Source organism: Gordonia hongkongensis (assembly GCF_023078355.1).
In the GTDB taxonomy this organism is placed as follows: domain Bacteria; phylum Actinomycetota; class Actinomycetes; order Mycobacteriales; family Mycobacteriaceae; genus Gordonia; species Gordonia hongkongensis.
In genome coordinates this window covers 1,600,239-1,617,046 of sequence record NZ_CP095552.1, presented here as the reverse complement: position 1 = coordinate 1,617,046, position 16,808 = coordinate 1,600,239, and the positions used below count along the sequence as shown (strand labels likewise).

The 16,808-nt window shown below is 69.0% G+C and carries 15 protein-coding genes; 8 read left to right on the top strand and 7 right to left on the bottom strand.

The genetic code is table 11. The annotated features are described in order from the left end of the window. Positions 1 to 3 precede the first annotated feature (3 nt). A complete protein-coding gene (locus tag MVF96_RS07325) occupies positions 4 to 672 on the bottom strand; it encodes an HAD family hydrolase (RefSeq protein ID WP_247451783.1) in 669 nt (222 codons plus the stop codon). A gap of 141 nt (positions 673 to 813) precedes the next feature. Between MVF96_RS07325 and MVF96_RS07320 the strand changes: the two genes are divergently transcribed. After that, positions 814 to 1,806, top strand: a complete 993-nt coding sequence (locus MVF96_RS07320; protein ID WP_058251659.1) for an LLM class F420-dependent oxidoreductase — start codon at positions 814 to 816, stop codon at positions 1,804 to 1,806. On the opposite strand, the gene MVF96_RS07315 is transcribed toward MVF96_RS07320, so the two are convergent. From MVF96_RS07315 to MVF96_RS07295, 5 genes are all read right to left on the bottom strand, one after another. Beyond that, positions 1,774 to 2,391 (bottom strand): GNAT family N-acetyltransferase, encoded by a 618-nt coding sequence (locus tag MVF96_RS07315; RefSeq protein ID WP_247451782.1) that lies wholly within the window; start codon positions 2,389 to 2,391, stop codon positions 1,774 to 1,776. The two genes, MVF96_RS07320 and MVF96_RS07315, sit on opposite strands and share 33 nt — an antisense overlap. A 130-nt stretch (positions 2,392 to 2,521) precedes the next feature. Then, positions 2,522 to 3,448, bottom strand: coding sequence for a 16S rRNA (adenine(1518)-N(6)/adenine(1519)-N(6))-dimethyltransferase RsmA (gene rsmA, locus MVF96_RS07310; protein WP_247451781.1), 927 nt, complete (start codon positions 3,446 to 3,448; stop codon positions 2,522 to 2,524). Then, positions 3,412 to 4,563, bottom strand: coding sequence for a resuscitation-promoting factor (locus MVF96_RS07305; RefSeq protein WP_247452073.1), 1,152 nt, complete (start codon positions 4,561 to 4,563; stop codon positions 3,412 to 3,414). The genes rsmA and MVF96_RS07305 overlap by 37 nt, the downstream gene beginning before the upstream one ends. Positions 4,564 to 4,699: 136 nt before the next feature. Beyond that, on the bottom strand, positions 4,700 to 5,617 hold the full coding sequence (locus MVF96_RS07300) for a TatD family hydrolase (protein WP_247451780.1): 918 nt from the start codon (positions 5,615 to 5,617) through the stop codon (positions 4,700 to 4,702). Positions 5,618 to 5,832: 215 nt separating this feature from the next. Next, positions 5,833 to 6,666 (bottom strand): PhzF family phenazine biosynthesis protein, encoded by an 834-nt coding sequence (locus MVF96_RS07295; protein WP_247451779.1) that lies wholly within the window; start codon positions 6,664 to 6,666, stop codon positions 5,833 to 5,835. 180 nt (positions 6,667 to 6,846) lie between these two features. On the opposite strand from MVF96_RS07295, the gene MVF96_RS07290 reads away from it, so the two are divergent. The 7 genes from MVF96_RS07290 (at position 6,847) to MVF96_RS07260 (ending at position 15,922) form a co-directional block, all read left to right on the top strand. After that, on the top strand, positions 6,847 to 7,569 hold the full coding sequence (locus MVF96_RS07290; RefSeq protein WP_058251450.1) for an HAD family hydrolase: 723 nt from the start codon (positions 6,847 to 6,849) through the stop codon (positions 7,567 to 7,569). Then, entirely contained in the window at positions 7,566 to 9,923 is a 2,358-nt protein-coding gene (locus tag MVF96_RS07285) for a glycoside hydrolase family 65 protein (RefSeq protein ID WP_058251451.1), read from the top strand. The genes MVF96_RS07290 and MVF96_RS07285 overlap by 4 nt, the downstream gene beginning before the upstream one ends. A 65-nt stretch (positions 9,924 to 9,988) precedes the next feature. Next, a complete protein-coding gene (locus tag MVF96_RS07280; protein ID WP_247451778.1) occupies positions 9,989 to 10,684 on the top strand; it encodes a HEAT repeat domain-containing protein in 696 nt (231 codons plus the stop codon). Positions 10,685 to 10,686: 2 nt separating this feature from the next. Beyond that, positions 10,687 to 11,676, top strand: a complete 990-nt coding sequence (locus MVF96_RS07275; RefSeq protein WP_247451777.1) for a HEAT repeat domain-containing protein — start codon at positions 10,687 to 10,689, stop codon at positions 11,674 to 11,676. A 155-nt stretch (positions 11,677 to 11,831) separates the two neighbouring features. Then, on the top strand, positions 11,832 to 13,406 hold the full coding sequence (gene metG / locus MVF96_RS07270; protein WP_247451776.1) for a methionine--tRNA ligase: 1,575 nt from the start codon (positions 11,832 to 11,834) through the stop codon (positions 13,404 to 13,406). 15 nt (positions 13,407 to 13,421) lie between these two features. After that, complete coding sequence (locus MVF96_RS07265) at positions 13,422 to 14,645, top strand: aminodeoxychorismate synthase component I (protein WP_159370381.1); 1,224 nt, start codon at positions 13,422 to 13,424, stop codon at positions 14,643 to 14,645. Positions 14,646 to 14,674: 29 nt separating this feature from the next. Then, positions 14,675 to 15,922, top strand: coding sequence for a helix-turn-helix domain-containing protein (locus MVF96_RS07260; RefSeq protein WP_247451775.1), 1,248 nt, complete (start codon positions 14,675 to 14,677; stop codon positions 15,920 to 15,922). Here the strand turns inward: MVF96_RS07260 and rsmI are convergent. Then, positions 15,846 to 16,790, bottom strand: a complete 945-nt coding sequence (gene rsmI / locus MVF96_RS07255; RefSeq protein ID WP_272499046.1) for a 16S rRNA (cytidine(1402)-2'-O)-methyltransferase — start codon at positions 16,788 to 16,790, stop codon at positions 15,846 to 15,848. The two genes, MVF96_RS07260 and rsmI, sit on opposite strands and share 77 nt — an antisense overlap. Positions 16,791 to 16,808: the final 18 nt, after the last annotated feature.

Genomic DNA, 16,808 nt, shown 5'->3' with positions numbered 1-16,808 from the left:
CGATCAGGGGCGCCAGCCGCGGTCGACGAGTTGTCCGACGTGCTCGACGACCAGCACCGCGCCCGCGTCGCGCAACTCACCCTCCGCGAATCCACCGGACCGTACCGCCACGCACTCCGCCGGCAGGCGATGCGCCGACGCCACGTCCCACACGGTGTCGCCGACGACGACGGCCTTACCGCCGCCGGCCTCGTCCAGGGCGACCGACAGGATGTCGGGCGCCGGTTTGGACGAATCGGCGTCGTCCGAGGTGGTCACGGCGGCGAAGTCGTTGCGCGACAATCCCATCGACTCGAGCGCGGCGTCGGTGAACTCCGACTTGCCCGACGACGCGAGCGCCACCCGGTAGCCGCCGTCCAGCAGTCCCCTCACCAGATCGGCCGCGCCGGGCAGGGGCCGCACGTCGGGCAGCAGATCGCGATAGGCGTCCTCCCACTCGTCGCGCAAGGTGTCACCGAGTGATTCCTCCACGTCGTCGCCGAGCAGCTCGCCGACGAGACGGTCGCCGCCCATGCCGATCGCCCGGTGCACCTGCCACCACTGCGGGATCAGGTCGTGGGCAGCGAAGGCCCGCATCCACGCCAATGCGTGGAGGTAGGTGGAGTCGACGAGCGTACCGTCGACATCGAGCAGCACGGTGTCGATCGACCCATCCGCTTTCCGGTCTGGCATCTGCGCCTCGTTTCCGGGGTCGAGAACCGCGCCCCGTCGTCGAACGTCCGTCGTCCGGGCACCACCGTCTCGAGCGTCCCGGGTTTCGGACCCATGACTCATGGCTACACCGAAGCGACCCATCTCGCAGAGGAGACCTCCATGGCAACACGTTTCGGCTACACCCTGATGACCGAGCAGGCAGGCCCGAAAGAGCTGGTGCGGTACGCCGTCGGCGCCGAAGACGCCGGCTTCGACTTCGAGGTGTCGAGCGACCACTACTTCCCGTGGCTCTCGGCCCAGGGACACGCCCCGTACGCGTGGACGGTCCTGGGAGCCGTGGCCCACGCGACCGAGCGGGTCGACCTGATGACCTACGTGACGTGCCCGACGATCCGCTACCACCCGGCGATCATCGCGCAGAAGGCTGCGACGCTGCAGATCCTCGCCGACGGTCGCTTCACTCTCGGCCTCGGCTCGGGCGAGAACCTGAACGAGCACGTCGTCGGCGAGGGCTGGCCCTCGGTCGCCGACCGCCAGGACATGCTCGCCGAGGCGATCGAGATCATCCGCAAACTGCACACCGGTGAGCTCGTCGACTTCCGCGGCGAGTTCTTCCAGGTCGACGCCGCCCGGATCTGGGATCTGCCCGACCAGCCCGTCCCGATCGGCGTCGCAGTGGCGGGCAATGCGGGTATCGAGACGTTCGGGCCATTGGCCGACCACCTGATCGCCGTCGAACCCGACGCCGACTTCATCAAGGCCTGGAACGAACATTCGTCGACCCCGACCGTCGACGGCCAGCGCTCCCGCGCGATCGGGCAGATCCCCATCAGCTGGGATCCCGACCGTGACAAGGCGATCGAGCGCGCCCACGATCAGTTCCGGTGGTTCGCCGGCGGGTGGGATGTCAACGCCGACCTGCGCACCACCGCGGGCTTCGCCGCGGCGACGCAGTTCGTCACGCCGGACGACGTCGCCGGCAACATCCCCTGCGGCCCGGACCTCGACCAGATCGTCGAGGCCGTGAAACCCTTCTGGGAGGCGGGGTTCACCGACATCGCGCTGGTGCAGATCGGGGGCGACACCCAGGACGCGTTCCTGCGCGACGCCGCTCCCGAGCTACTGGAGAAACTGCGCGCCGCGTCGAACTGAGTCCGATTGCGCATCGAGGTCCCAGGACTGCGGGGTACGGTCCTCGCCTGCCCGCAGCACGGCGGTGTGCACATCGCCGACGTGGCGACCCGGCGGGAGCTGATCGATCTCGTCCTCGGGGCGTCGGCCGGTGTAGCGGAAGCCCGCCGACGCCGCCAGCCGCGCCGAGGCCACGTTGTCGACCAGCGCCCGCCAGATCACGCGATCGAACCCGGCTCCGCCGTCGGCGGGGCCGGCGAAGGCGTGGTCGAGGACCGCGGCGAGCGCCTCGGTGAGGTAGCGATGGCCCCGATGCGACGGCGCGCACCAATAGCCCAGTGACGCAACGCCTTTGTCGACGGTTCGCAGTCCGATGGTGCCGACGAGTTCACCGCCGCGGATCTCGATCGTCCACACCGACGACCCGGCGGCCGGAGCGATGTCGCGGACGAAATGTTCGGCGTGCGCACGCGTATACGGGACCGGGACCAGTGTGAAGCGCTGGATGTCCGGGTCCTGGCAGGCACGGAAGATCGGTTCGACGTCACGGTCGGCGGGTGCGCGCAGCCGCAGCCTCGGCGTCGTCAGAGTCTGTGGTGGAGCCATGTCGGACCTCATCGTCGATGCTGCGGATGCACAACACGGTACGAGCCTCTCCCCGCCGACGGCGAGTGGTTTTGCGTCCGGCCCCCACGACGAGCCGCGGCCTCCCGCGATCAGCGACCCGGCGTCGAAATCAGGTCGTGCGCGCGAGGCGGACGAAGTCGTCGACGTCGAGCTTCTCGCCCCGCACACCCGGATCGATACCGGCCTCACGGAGCCGGCGTTCGGCCTCGGCCGCCGAACCGGCCCAGCCGGCCAGCGCTGATCGCATCGTCTTGCGTCGCTGGGCGAATGCGGCGTCGATCGCGGCGAACACCTGTTGCCGCACAACGGGATCGGTCGAGTGGTCGTCGGTTCGTTCGATGCGGACGAGACCCGACTCCACCTTGGGTTCGGGCCAGAAGACGTTGCGCCCCACCGCACCGGCCCGGCTCACGCGACCGTGGTAGCGCGCCTTGACGCTCGGCACCCCGTAGGTGCGGCTGCCCGGGCCGGCGGCGAGGCGGTCGGCGACCTCGGCCTGCACCATCACGAGGGCGGTGGTGATCTCCGGGAAGAGTCCGAGCAGGTGCAACAGGACCGGCACCGACACGTTGTACGGCAGGTTCGCGACCAGAGCGGTGGGGACCACCGGCAGGTCGTCGCGCGTCACCTGTAACGCGTCGGCGAGGATGACCTCGAAGTTGCCCTGCCGACTCGGGGCATACTCCGCGATCGTCGCCGGAAGACGTTCTGCGAGCACCGGATCGATCTCGATGGCGACGACCCTGCCCGCCGCCCCGAGGAGAGCGAGGGTCAGTGAGCCCAAGCCCGGACCGACCTCGAGGACGGTGTCGTCAGGCCCGACCCCCGATGCCGCGACGATCCTTCGCACGGTGTTCGCGTCGTGGACGAAGTTCTGTCCGAGAGTCTTGGTCGGCCGGACGCCGACCTCCGCCGCGAGCTCCCTGATCTGTGCCGGCCCGAGGAGACGCGGAGCCTCGTCGGGCGCGCTGTCGGGTGAACCCGCTGTCGAGTCGCTGATCAGCGCAGGCCCAGCTTGGACGAGCAGGACGGCCATGCGCCCCAGCCCTGGACCGCCTGGGTCTTCTTCGCGATGGCGATCTGTTCTTCGCGGGTGGCGAGGTCGGCGCGCGGCGCGTACTCGAGTCCGCCCCAGCGTTCCCAGGTGTTCTGGTCGAACTGGACGCCGCCGTAGAAGCCGTTGCCGGTGTTGATCGCCCAGTTGCCGGTCGCCTCGCACGCGGCGAGCGCGTCCCACACCGACCCCGGCGGCACGAACGGCGCACCCGGCTTGGTGCCGATGCGAACGGTGGCCGCGACGGGCTCGCTGAGCACCTCGCTGGTCAGCTTGTCGCGCTTGACGACCCGGCCGTTCACGGTGGTCACCTTGTAGGTGACACGCGCCTCGCCGGGCGTGCCCTTCTTCTCCACGACCTTGCGGTCGCGGACGAGGGTCGGGTCCTCTTTCTTGACCTCCGGCGGGGCGACCGGTTCCGTGAGCGTGACGTCCTCGGTCTTGATCCGGGTGACGACGATCTTGAGGTTCGGGGTGATCTTGGTGTCGGCGGCCGGGGTGACCTTGTCTTCGGCGCCCAGCGGGGTGCCGAGCGACTCGAGCAGATCCTTGACGGTATGCGCGGCGACGGTCGGGCGCTTGCGGGCCGGTCCGTCGACGAGGTTCACCGGCTTGGGCAGCGCGACCTCGATCTGACCGCCGTCGACCGGCAGTTTTTCGCCGAAGGCGGTCTCCTCGGCGGCGTGGGTCAGTCCGCGTTCGGCCATCAACTGGTCCACGGTCGAGGCGTTGGTGACGATGGTCTCGCGCTTGCCCTCGATGTCGAGGGTGAGTTCCTTGAGCTTGTTGACCTTGATGGTCTGGCCGTCGCCGAAGCCCGAGTCGGGTGCCGGGCTCACCTTGTCACCGTCGGCGGGCGCCAGCCCCTCCGACTCGAGGAGACTCTCGACGGACATCGCCATGGTGGACACGTGCCGGATGTCGCCGTCCACGTCGATCGCGACGTTCTTGTGCATGCTGACGCCCATGACCCCGCCGGCCGCGACGGTGGCGCACACGGCGCCGACGGCGACGCGGACACGCAACGACTTCGAGCCGTTGATCTTGGCGAACACCGAACCCGACGATGTCGGAGCGGACGGCTCCGGGTTCGACAGTTCGGGGTTTTGCAGCTCTGGGTTGGGCAGAGAAGACAAGGGCACGACATCCTGATAGGCAACACTGGCACCACGCCGGCCGAGTGGATCAGCACATCGGCCAGCTGGATCACAGTACGATAACGAACCGGCCAGATTATGGCAAAGGGATGCCGTAGACGCGCCGTGCGTTCGCCCCGAGGATGCGAGCCATCTCCTCGTCCGCCACGCCACGCACGGCCGCGAGGGCCCGGGCTGTGTACGGCAGACAATAGGACTGATTGGGCTGGCCACGGTAGGGATGCGGGGTCAGGAACGGCGCGTCGGTCTCGACGAGGATCTGGTCGTCGGGGACCAACTCGGCCGCGACCCGGAGCTCATCGGCGTTGGCGAAGCTCACAGTGCCGGCGAAACTGAGCATGAACCCACGCTCGACACATTCGCGTGCAACATTTCGGTCACCGGAGAAGCAGTGCATGATCACGGATCCCGGGGCGCCCTCCGCGGCCAGGACGTCGAGTAGATCCCGGTCGGCCTCGCGGTTGTGGATCATCAGCGGCTTGCCGACCCGCTTCGCGAGGTCGATGTGCCAGCGGAACGTCTCGTGCTGCACCTCGGGCGACGCACAGTCGTCGGACTTTCCGGGCCAGTAATAGTCGAGCCCGGTCTCGCCCACCGCGACGACTCGCGGGTGACGCACCATGTGCTCGAGCTCGGCGGCGGTCTCGTCATTCAGATCGCCGGCATGCATCGGGTGCAGGGCCACCGCCGCGTAGACGCGATCGTCCCACTCCGCGGCGGCGACCGCCCACCGTGCATCGACCATGTCGTCGGCGACGGTGACCACATGGCCGACGCCGACGCCCTGCGCGTGGTCGCAGATCGCGCGGACCGTCTCGGCGTCGCGTCCGCCGCATGCAGCGAGGTGGGTGTGCGCGTCGACGAGGCCGGGCAGCGGCGCCGGGTCCGGTGGCGGTTCGCGTCGACGTCGCTTCTTGCCGGCCTTGTTGCTCAGGGTCTCGCCGCCACTCGTCTCGGGATCACCCTTGTCCGGGTCGCCAGGGGCGTCGCTCATGGCACCCACCTTGGCACAGCGCGCCGACACCATCCGGTGCGGTCGCGACATCGCTAGTGGTGTGTCTCGGAAATAGGTGGCCGGTATCCGGTGGAGCGATCGGTGGTCTGGCAAGGCGGAGGAGGGAGGGATAGCTGAGCTATCTCGACCGACGACAACGCAGCCAGGCGCCGATCGAGCGCCGGAGACCAGTCGCTTATTTCCGAGACACACCACTAGAGCGTCACGGTCCCCTCGATCACCGTCGTCGTGTCGCCGCCGACCCAGATGTGCTCGCCGTCGTCGTGGACGTGGATGCGGCCGGCCCGACCGAGCGCCGCACCCTGCGCGGCGACGTAGGACGCCGGCGCCTGCCCGGTGGCCCGCAACCACATGGCGATGCCGGCGTTGAGACTGCCCGTCACCGGGTCCTCGGGGACCCCGATGCCCGGCACGAACGCGCGCACCTCGCCGAAGACCTCTCCGTCTCCCGAGCCGTACCGCCCGAACAATCCGACCTTGTGATCGCCGAGGGCAGGGATGTCCGGGGTCACCTCGAGCACCCGCTCGCCCGATTCGAGTTGCAACACCATCCATTCCGGCCCGTTGTCGACCCACTCGGCCGCGCGGACCTCGGCCGTGTCGACCCGCAGCGCCGCGGCGACCTCGGTGACGACGGCGGCGTCGACGGGTCCGGACCGCCGCAACGGCGGCGCCGCGAAGGCCAGCCGTGCACCAGCGCGCCGCAGTCGCACCAGGCCGACGCCGCACTCCTGCACGATGTCGTCCCCCGCAGGCCGGCCGCCCGTCGTCAGCCAGGCATGTGCCGAGCCGAGGGTGGGATGCCCGGCGAACGGCAACTCGCCGTCCGGGGTGAAGATGCGCAGACGGTAATCGGCGGCAGGGTCGGTCGGCGGCAGCACGAAGGTCGTCTCCGACAGGTTCGTCCAGCGCGCGAACGCGGCCATCCGGTCGTCGGGGATGTCGGTGGCATCGAGCACCACGGCAACCGGGTTACCACCGGTCCCGGTAGCGGAGAACACATCGATCTGAGCGAATCGTCGAGTCATCGGACCATCGTCTCACCTCCAGTTGTCGCCCGGTCAAAGCCTTTTCGGGCGCGCAGGCGTCGCCGGACGAACGCTGTCCGGGACGACGCGTGCGATCGCGCGCCCGCGGCCGGCAGAAAACGCCCGGGGTGGCCACGCAAATCGCGCCGGAGTCGCCCGGGACGGGTAGCGTGGCGAAGCGTGTTGGGATTGCCAGATTCGATCACCGTCGCACTGTTCGACCTCGACGGGGTTCTCACCGAGACCGCGGTGCTGCACCGCAAGGCGTGGAAGAAGGCGTTCGACGCCTTTCTCGCCGCCCGTGCGGGCGGCGCAGACCACGCCGATTTCGTCGAGTTCACCGATCAGGACTATCTGGACTACGTCGACGGACGTCCCCGTGAGGACGGCGTCCGGGCCTTCCTCGCCTCTCGCGGAATCGACGATGTCGACGCGCAGACCGTGACCGCGATCGGAGACGGGAAGAACGACATGTTCCTGGTCAGCCTGGCCGAGGACGGCGGGCAGGCCTATCCGGGGTCCGTGCGATATCTCGAGGCGGCGCGCGACGCCGGTCTCCGGATCGCCGTGGTGACCTCCTCGAAGAACGGAGCAGCAGTGCTGGATGCGGCAGACCTGTCGAAATTCGTCGAGGTCCGGGTGGACGGACTCGACATCGTGTCGAAAGGGCTGAAGGGCAAACCCGCACCCGACTCGTTTCTCCTGGGCGCCGAACTGATGGGCGTCGAGCCCGCCGCGGCGGTCGTCTTCGAAGACGCCATCTCCGGCATCGCGGCCGGCAGCGCGGGAGCCTTCGGTTACGTCGTCGGCATCGACCGGGTCGGTGGCGGCCAGGCCGAGGCGATGCGTGCCGCCGGCGCCGACATCGTCGTGAACGACCTCGTCGAATTGCTCCCCGCATGACCGCCGAGCACGGCCACGACTTCGGCTTCGAGATCCATCCGTGGCAGCTGAAGTGGCGCGGCGGCGTCGATCTGGACATGCTGGGCCGAACCGAGACGCTCTTTGCACTGTCCAACGGGCACATCGGTTTACGCGGGTCCTTCGAAGAGGGTGAGCCGGTCGATCATCCCGGCACGTACCTCAACGGCTTCTACGAGTTGCGCGGCCTGCCCTATGCCGAGAGCGGTTACGGATATCCCGAATCCGGACAGACCGTCGTCAACGTGACCGACGGCAAGATCATCCGGCTGCTGGTCGAGGACGAGCCGATGGACCTTCGGTACGGGCGTACCGAGGAGCACGAGCGGACGCTGGACTTCCGGACCGGCACCCTGCGTCGTCACACGGTGTGGACCTCACCCACCGGCCGGAAGGTCCGCATCAAGTCCGAACGCCTCGTGTCCTTCACCAAACGCACGATCGCCGCGATCCGGTACGAGGTCGAGCCGGTCGACGAGGACATGAAACTCGTTCTGCAGTCCGATCTCCTGGCCAACGAGCCGGTTCCGGCACCGGGCAACGACCCGCGTTTGGCGGCGGCGCTCGACGCCCCGCTGGTCTCCGACCTCGCCACCTGCCGCAACTACTGGGGCATGCTGGTCCACCACACCAAGAAGTCCGGCCTGCACATGGCGGCCGGCATGGACCACGAGATCTATTTCCCCGACAAGGCCGACACCTTCATCCGCGCCGACGGCGACCTGGCCCGGCTCACCATCGCGGCCAACGTGCCGAAGGGCAAGAGTCTCACCCTCACCAAGTACATGGGGTACGGCTGGTCGGCCCGACGCTCGGTGCCGGCGCTGCGCGCCCAGGTCGACGCGGCCCTCGCGATGGCGATGGAGACCGGTTGGGATTCGCTCAAGGCCGACCAAGTCCGGTACCTCGAGGACTTCTGGCGCGACGCCGACGTCGAACTCGACGGCGATCCCGAACTGCAGCAGGCGGTTCGCTTCGCGTTGTTCCATGTCCTGCAGGCCGGCGCGCGCGGTCAGTCCCGCGCGATCCCGGCCAAGGGTCTCACCGGCCCCGGCTACGACGGTCACACCTTCTGGGACACCGAGAGTTTCATCCTCCCGATGCTCACCTACACCGTGCCCGCCGCCGCCGGCGAGGAATTGCGATGGCGCCACTCCACCATGGACAAGGCGAAGTCCCGGGCCGCCGAACTGGGGCAACGCGGGGCGATGTTCCCGTGGCGCTCGATCAACGGCGACGAGTGTTCGGGGTACTGGCCCGCGGGCACCGCGGGCGTCCACGTCTCCGCCGACATCGCCAACGCCACCGCGCGCTACCTGCGGGCCACCAACGACGAACAGTTCGAAACCGAATGCGGCGTCGAACTTCTCGTCGAGACCGCCCGACTGTTCGCCGGTCTCGGGCACCACGATGTGAACGGTAAGTTCCGCATCGACGGGGTCACCGGTCCCGACGAGTACACCGCCGTCGTGAACAACAACACCTTCACCAACCTGGCGGCGCAACAGAATCTGCGCGACGCCGTGGCGGCGGTGCATCGCCGTCCGGATCTCGCCGAGCAATTCGGGGTCACGACCGCCGAGGCAGCGCACTGGGAAGCGTGCGCCGACGACATGACGATCCCCTTCGACGATGCGCTCGGCGTGCACCAGCAGTGTGAGTCGTTCACGTTGTTGGGCGCCTGGGACTTCGAGTCGTCGGTGGGACGCTATCCGCTGCTGTTGAACTACCCGTACTACGACCTCTACCGCAAGCAGGTGGTCAAGCAGGCCGACCTGGTCTTCGCGACCTACCTGTTCGGCGACGCCTTCACGCCCGAGCAGAAGCTGCGCAACTTCGACTACTACTACCCACTGACCGTTCGTGACTCGTCGCTGTCGGCCTGCTGCGAGGCGGTCACCGCCGCCGAGGTCGGTTACCCCGATCTCGCCTACGACCTGCTCGCCGAGTCCGTGTTCACCGACCTGCACGACCTGCACAACAACGTCAGCAGTGGCCTGCACATTGCGGCTCTCGCCGGTGCCTGGACCGACTGCGTGGCGGGTTTCGGCGGTATGCGCGACTTCGGCGGGAACATCACGTTCGCACCGCGGCTGCCGAAGCGGTTGACCTACATGTCCTTCCGCATGATCATCCGGGACTCGAAGATCGTGGTGGCCGTCGACAAGGACAATGCGACGTACCGGTTGTTGTCGGGTCCGCCGATCGACCTGGCGCACCACGGCGAGAAGTTCACACTCGAGTCCGCGCCGATGACCATGCACATTCCGGAGCTGGAATACCGCGAACCGCCGAAGGCCCCGCCGGGGTGCGAACCGTATCGCCGGGAGATCTAGCTCTCGGTGCTTGACCTTCTCACTGTGTCAAGCGCTCAGATGGGTGGCGAAGGAGGTGGTCGACGATGACCGACCAGACAACCCACGCGCCCGACCCTGCCCTGCTGGCGGCGCTCGCCGCCGACGACGCCTCGACGAGGCTGCGTGCCGCGATGGCGGCGGGCAGCAACCCGCATCCCGGCTACGCCGAGGAGCTGATCCGACGCTGCGGCGTCGAGCCGGATTTCTTCGTGCGGGACATGCTGACCTGGGCCCTCACGCGGTTGCCAGCCGATCTCACGGTTCCCGGACTCGTGACCGAGCTGGGGTCGGCGTCCCCACAGGCGCGGGCCCAGGCCCTGCACACCCTGTCGAAGATCGGGGATCGATCGGCGTGGACGTCGATCACCGTCGCGCTCCTGCACGACACGGACGACGAGGTGGCGCGCGCCGCGTGGCGGACCGCCGTCGGCCTGGTTCCGTCCGGGCGGGAGACCTGGCTCGCGAACGAACTGGCCGGCGAACTCGGCCGCGGGAGCACGGACGTGCAGCGGAGTCTCAGCCGTGCCCTGGCCGGGCTCGGAGGCTTCGCCGCCGGACCATTGACCGCCGCGAAGAGGCGCGGTGATCTGACGGTACGGGCACACGTGGCCGCCACCGAGCGGTTGATCGACGACCCGGACAGCGACTTCGCCGCTGCGTTGGAGTACGCGACACGGTTGGTGAACAGCGATGCCGCGGCTGAGGATTCGTCGGCGATCGGGCCAGAGGACGGTACGTAGCGGTGCTGATCGGCGAGGTGGCGCGGCATACCGGTCTGAGCAACCGGATGCTGCGCCACTATGACTCGCTCGGCCTCGTCCGGCCCACGGGCCGGACGTCGGGCGGTTATCGCGAATACTCCGACGCCGACCTCGAGCGGCTCATGCATGTCGAGAGTCTCCGCTCGCTCGGACTGTCGCTGCGGGAGGTGGGACTCGCGCTCGACGACCCGGAGTTCGCGCCGGACTCGCTCATGGACCGGCTCGTCGACGACACGAAGGCGAGGATGGCCGCCGACGCGCAGCTCCTCGAGCGCCTGCAACATGTCCGGGCAACGGGCGCCACCGACTGGTCGTCGGTGCTGGGCGTGATCGGTCTGCTCCGTGCAGTCCAGTCCGAACACGCGGCCCTTCGTCAGCAGGCCGCTCTGCTCGCCGGGGAGGTGGGCGTGTCCGGGGATTCGCTGGCCGACGCGCTGCTGGCCGAGACCGATCCCAACGTCGCCGGCGCGCTGCGCTGGGCCCTCGCGCAGCGGCCGGGCGGCGTCGAGCGTCTCGCCACCGGCGCGTCGGACCCCGACCCGTCGATCCGACGCCGAGCGGTCACCGCCCTCGCCGCCATGGACGAGACCCCGGAGGTCGCCACGGTGTTGCGCGGCCTGCTCGACGACCCCGACACCGTGGTCCGACGCATCGCCGCCCTGACCCTCGGGCGTCGCGGCGTCGCCGCTGCGGTCGATGCACTGGTCGAGCTCATCGCAGCCGGCGACCGGGACGTCGAGGCCGCCGAGATCCTCGCCGGCCACGAGGCACATCGAGAACGGATCGTCGACCTGCTCGTCGACCGCCTGGGCGCCGACCCCGACGCGGCCGTCCGATCGAGGCTGGTGCAGGCGCTCGCCGAAATCCCCGGTACCGCATCGACTTCGGCGCTACAGGTGTACATCCATGATGCCGACGACATGGTCGCCCGGACAGCGGTCGTGATTCTGGACCAGCGGCCGGTGGACTGAGCGCCAGGTTTCATGAGCCGCAAACCCACTCCATTTCCGTAAACCCACGTCCACACCGGGCCGTGGGTTCACCGAAAAGGGGTGGGTGTGAACCGACGAATCGGCCGGACCGGAATTGGGTCCGGTCGCGCGCGGTCGGTAGTCTGTTGGGCACTATGGCACCCGATCTGACCAGCCCTGATCCGTCCGGCGCGTCCCACGGCGGCGGACGCCCGTACTACATCACCACCGCGATCGCCTACCCCAACGGCGCTCCGCACATCGGGCACGCCTACGAGTACATCTCCGCCGACGCGCTCGCGCGGTTCAAGCGGCTCGACGGCTTCGACGTCCGGTTCTTGACAGGTACCGACGTCCACGGGCAGAAGATGCAGCAGACCGCCGCTGCGGAGGGCATCCCCACCGCGGAACTGGCCAAGCGGAACTCCGACCGATTCCAGGCCCTGCAAGAACGCCTCGGGTCAAGCTTCGAGCGCTTCATCCGCACCTCCGACGAGGACCACAAGCGGGCGTCGGAGGAACTGTGGAAGCGGATGAGCGACCGCGGCGACATCTACCTGGACAAGTACTCGGGCTGGTACGACGTCCGGGACGAGACCTTCTACGCCGAGGCGGACACCCGGGTCGACGAGTCCGGCGACCGTGTCGCGACCGACACCGGACACGTGCTCACCTGGACCGAGGAGGAGACCTACTTCTTCCGACTCTCGGCATACCAGGACAAACTGTTGGAGCTCTACGAGTCCCAGCCGGACTTCGTCGGCCCCGACGTCCGGCGCAACGAGGTCATCAGTTTCGTCAAGGGCGGTCTCACCGATCTGTCGGTGTCGCGCACGACCTTCGACTGGGGCGTCCCGGTGCCCGGCCATCCCGAACACGTCATGTACGTGTGGGTCGACGCCCTGACCAACTACCTCACGGGCGTCGGATTCGTCGACGACCCGGACGCCTTCGCACGCTTCTGGCCGGCCGACCTGCACATCATCGGCAAGGACATCATCCGGTTCCACTGTGTCTACTGGCCCGCGTTCCTCATGAGCGCCGGCGTCGAACTGCCGAAGCGGGTGTTCGCGCACGGATTCCTGTTCAACAAGGGCGAGAAGATGAGCAAATCGGTCGGCAACGTCGTCGACCCGGAGAACCTCATCGACGAGTTCGGGCTCGACCCGGTGCGGTTCTTCTTCCTCCGCGAGGTGTCCTACGGACAGGACGGTTCGTACTCCGCCGAGGCGATCGTGTCGCGTATCAACGCCGACCTCGCCAACGAGTTCGGCAACCTGACCCAGCGCACCTTGTCGATGATCGGCAAGTACTTCGACGGCACCCTGCCGGCACCGGGCGAACTCACCGACGTCGACACCGCGCTTCTCGCGCGTGCCGACTCCCTGCTCGACGCCGTGCGAGCCCACATCGACAACCAGGCCATCCACCTGGCGCTGGAGACCTTGTGGGCGACGCTGGCCGAGACCAACCGGTACATCTCGGCACAGGAGCCGTGGAAGCTGGCCAAGACCGATCTCGAGCGCACCGGCACGGTTCTCTATGTCTGCGCCGAGGTCGTGCGCATCGTCGCACTCCTGAGCCAGCCGGTCATGCCGGAGTCGTCCAACAAGATCCTCGATCTGCTCGTCGCCGACGTCGATCGTCAGTTCACCGCGGTCGCGAGCCGGCTGGAACCCGGAACCGTGCTGCCGAAGCCGACTCCGGTGTTCCCGCGATACGAGAACTGACCTCGCACACACCGTATGGTCGCGTCGAACGGGGTGGGATCTGCGTTGCCCGGCCCGGTCGCGGCAGCGCCTGCGCTCGACGTGCTCCGCGCCCTGCACGCCGAGACCGCCGCCCGTCGCCTGCCGCCGCCGGCCGCGCTGATCGGTGACTGGTACGACGCCGACGCGGTCATCGCACCGTCGGTCGCACTGACGCCCGGCTGCCTCCCACCCGACGATCCCGACCGGTTCTGGTTCGGCTACCTCGGGTTCCCGGTGCGGCCGGACGAGGCGTCGTTGCCGGCGAACGTCGGCGGGCACACCGACGGCGTGCTCGTGCTCCGCGACGGCCGATGGGAGTGCGTCGGGACCGGCATCCCAGACTGGGCGATGGCGACCGTCCGTGCCGCCGGCGACCGTTCCTCGGCCCGGCCGAGCGCCACCACCCCATCGTCGGCGACGGAATGGCATGCCCCGGAGCGGGTTCCGCACCTCGCCGCCATCGAGAGGTGTCTCGACGCGATCCGGGACGGCGAGGTCTACCAGGCCTGTGTGTGCACCCGTTTCACCGGCACGCTCAGCGGCGACCCCGTCGACTTCTTCACCGAACTCGCGGGCGCCACCGCACCGGCGAAAGCCGCTTTCCTACAAGGAGACTGGGGAACAGTGGCGAGCCTGTCGCCGGAGACGTTCCTGCGCCGGACCGGCAACATCATCACGTCGTCGCCGATCAAGGGCACCCTGCCCGCACACGCCGACCCCGACGCGTTGGCAGCGTCGGCCAAGGACATCGCCGAGAACATCATGATCGTCGACCTGGTCCGCAATGATCTGGGACGGATCGCGGTGACCGGCAGCGTGCGGGTACCCGAGCTCCTGTCGGTCGTGCCCGCCCCGGGCGTCTGGCACCTCGTCTCGCGGGTGGAGGCCATCGTGGCACCGGGCACGGGCAACGACGCCGTTCTCGCGGCGACGTTCCCGCCGGCGTCGGTCACCGGCACCCCGAAGCTGCGGGCGATGGAGTTGCTCGACGACTGGGAGGCCGATGCCCGCGGCGTGTACTGCGGGGCCATCGGCATGGCCGGACCCGACCGCGCCCTCGACCTCAACGTCGCCATCCGGACCGTGGAGATCGCACCCGACGGGGCCCTCGCGCTCGGTGTCGGCGGTGGGATCACCATCGACTCCGACCCGGCTCGGGAATGGCAGGAGTGCCTCGACAAGGCCGCGAGCATCGTGGGGTCGCGCGGATCGGCATGATCGAGTGCCGCTTTGGGTACGATTCCGCCATGACTGTGCCCATCCGGTCGTCCACCGATCTCGCGGTGCTCGATCGCGATCTGCGCCGTGACCACGATGCCTTCATGTCCGGCGGCACCCCGCGTGCCGAGGTCCCGGGGGATGTCGTCGAATCATGGGGTCGTGTCCGGTCGGGTCGACACCGGTCCACCGTCGACACGCACAATCCGGGTCACATCTCTGACGACGAACTCGAGACGCGCCGGGCCACGCACCCGCTCCGGGACGCGGTGCAGCCGCTGCAGCGTCTGTTCGCCCAGTCCGCGGACGACGCGTCGATGACCCTGGGCGTGTTCGACGCGGACGGCGTGCTGCTGTGGCGGGGAGGTTCCGCGTCCGTTCTCCCGGAGGCCGATCGACTCGACCTCGTCGAGGGCAGCCGCTGGGACGAGAACTCCACCGCGACCACGGCCGTGGGCCTCGCGGTTCATCTCCAGCGCCCGACCCGGCTGTTCGGCGCCGAGCACTACTACAGTTCGCTGCACGGACTCTTCTGCACCGCGGTGCCGGTGCACGACCACCGCACCGGCGACATGATCGCCATCGCCGGCCTGGCGGGCCCGGCCATGGAGATGCAGCCGGCGGCATCGGCGTTCACCTCGGCGCTGGCCGCACTCGGCGAACACGAGATCACCCTCGCCCACCAGCGAGAGCTCGCCGAACTCCGGTTCTCCGGCCAGGCGCAGTTGGCCGGCCTGCACGGACCGGGACTGCTCATCGACGACGACGGGTGGGTGGCCGAAGGACGCGGCTGCACCCCGCCCGTGCGCGTCGCGGTGCCGACAGACGACATGCGTCAGTTCGTGCCGGGACTGGGGATCTGTGTGGTCGAACGTCTCGGCCGCGGATGGCTGGTCCGTCCGGCGGGTCCGTCCGGCCCGGTCCTGGCCGCGCTCTCCCTCGACGGTGAGCCGACGGTCACGGTGACCGGCGACGGTGAACCGTGGCGCACCGTCCTGACCGGTCGCCACGCCCAGATCCTGCTGTTGCTCGCCGACGCCGGCGAGCAGGGCCTCACCTCACAGCGGTTGAGCCAGCTGCTCTTCGGCGACGACAGCCACACGGTGAGCGTGCGCGCCGAACTGTCGCGGCTGCGCCGGGTGGTCGGCGCGCTCGTCTCGAGCCGCCCCTACCGCCTCGCGCCGCGGGTGGAGTTGCGCGTCAGCCCGGATCAGCTCGACGTCTTTCGAGCACCTGCTGGTAGACGTCGCGTCGAGAGGCAGCGGAACCCTGCGTGACCGCGGCGCAGGCGTCTTTGAGGCGCATGCCGCCGGCTACGAGTTCCTCGGCTCGATCGGCGAGGTCGTCGATGTCGGGTTCGGCCGCGACGGCACCCGCGATCACGACGGTGATCTCGCCGCGGACGCCCCCACTCGCCCATTCCGCGAGTTCGGCGAGTCCGCCGCGCCGGACCTCCTCGTAGGTCTTGGTCATCTCACGGCACACCGCCGCGCGACGGTCCGGACCGAGGATCTCGGCCGCGGCCGCCAGCGTGTCGGCGAGCCGGTGCGGTGATTCGAAGAAGACCGCGGTCCGGGGCTGGGACACCAGTTCACGCAGCCACGCGGCCCGTGGGCCGGGCTTGCGGGGAGCGAACCCCTCGAAACAGAACCGCTCGGAGGGCAAGGCCGACACCGCGAGGGCCGTCGTCACCGCCGACGGCCCGGGCAGTGCCGTGACCGGTAGTCCGGCGTCCGCGCATGCCACGACGACGCGGTATCCGGGATCGCTGACCGACGGCATCCCGGCGTCGGTGATGAGCAGTACGGTCTGCCCCTCGGCGATCGCGCTGACGAGACCCGGCGTACGGGCGGCCTCGACCTGGTCGTAATAGCTGACCAACCGCCCGCCGATCTCGACATCGAGCGCCGCGGCCAGCGCACGGGCGCGACGGGTGTCCTCGGCGGCGACGATGTCCGCGGTCCGCAGCGCCGCACGCAGACGCGGCGAGGCGTCGTCGACCTGTCCCATCGGGGTGGCCGCCAACACCAGCCGGCCGCGCGCGTCCGACGAGTGAGCTGGACCGGGATCGGCGTCCCCGGTGGCGTCACGAGACACGGTCGTATCGTCGTCGAGCTGGGGCGAGTCGGACTGGGCGGCGTTCATCGACAGCCAGCTTACGAG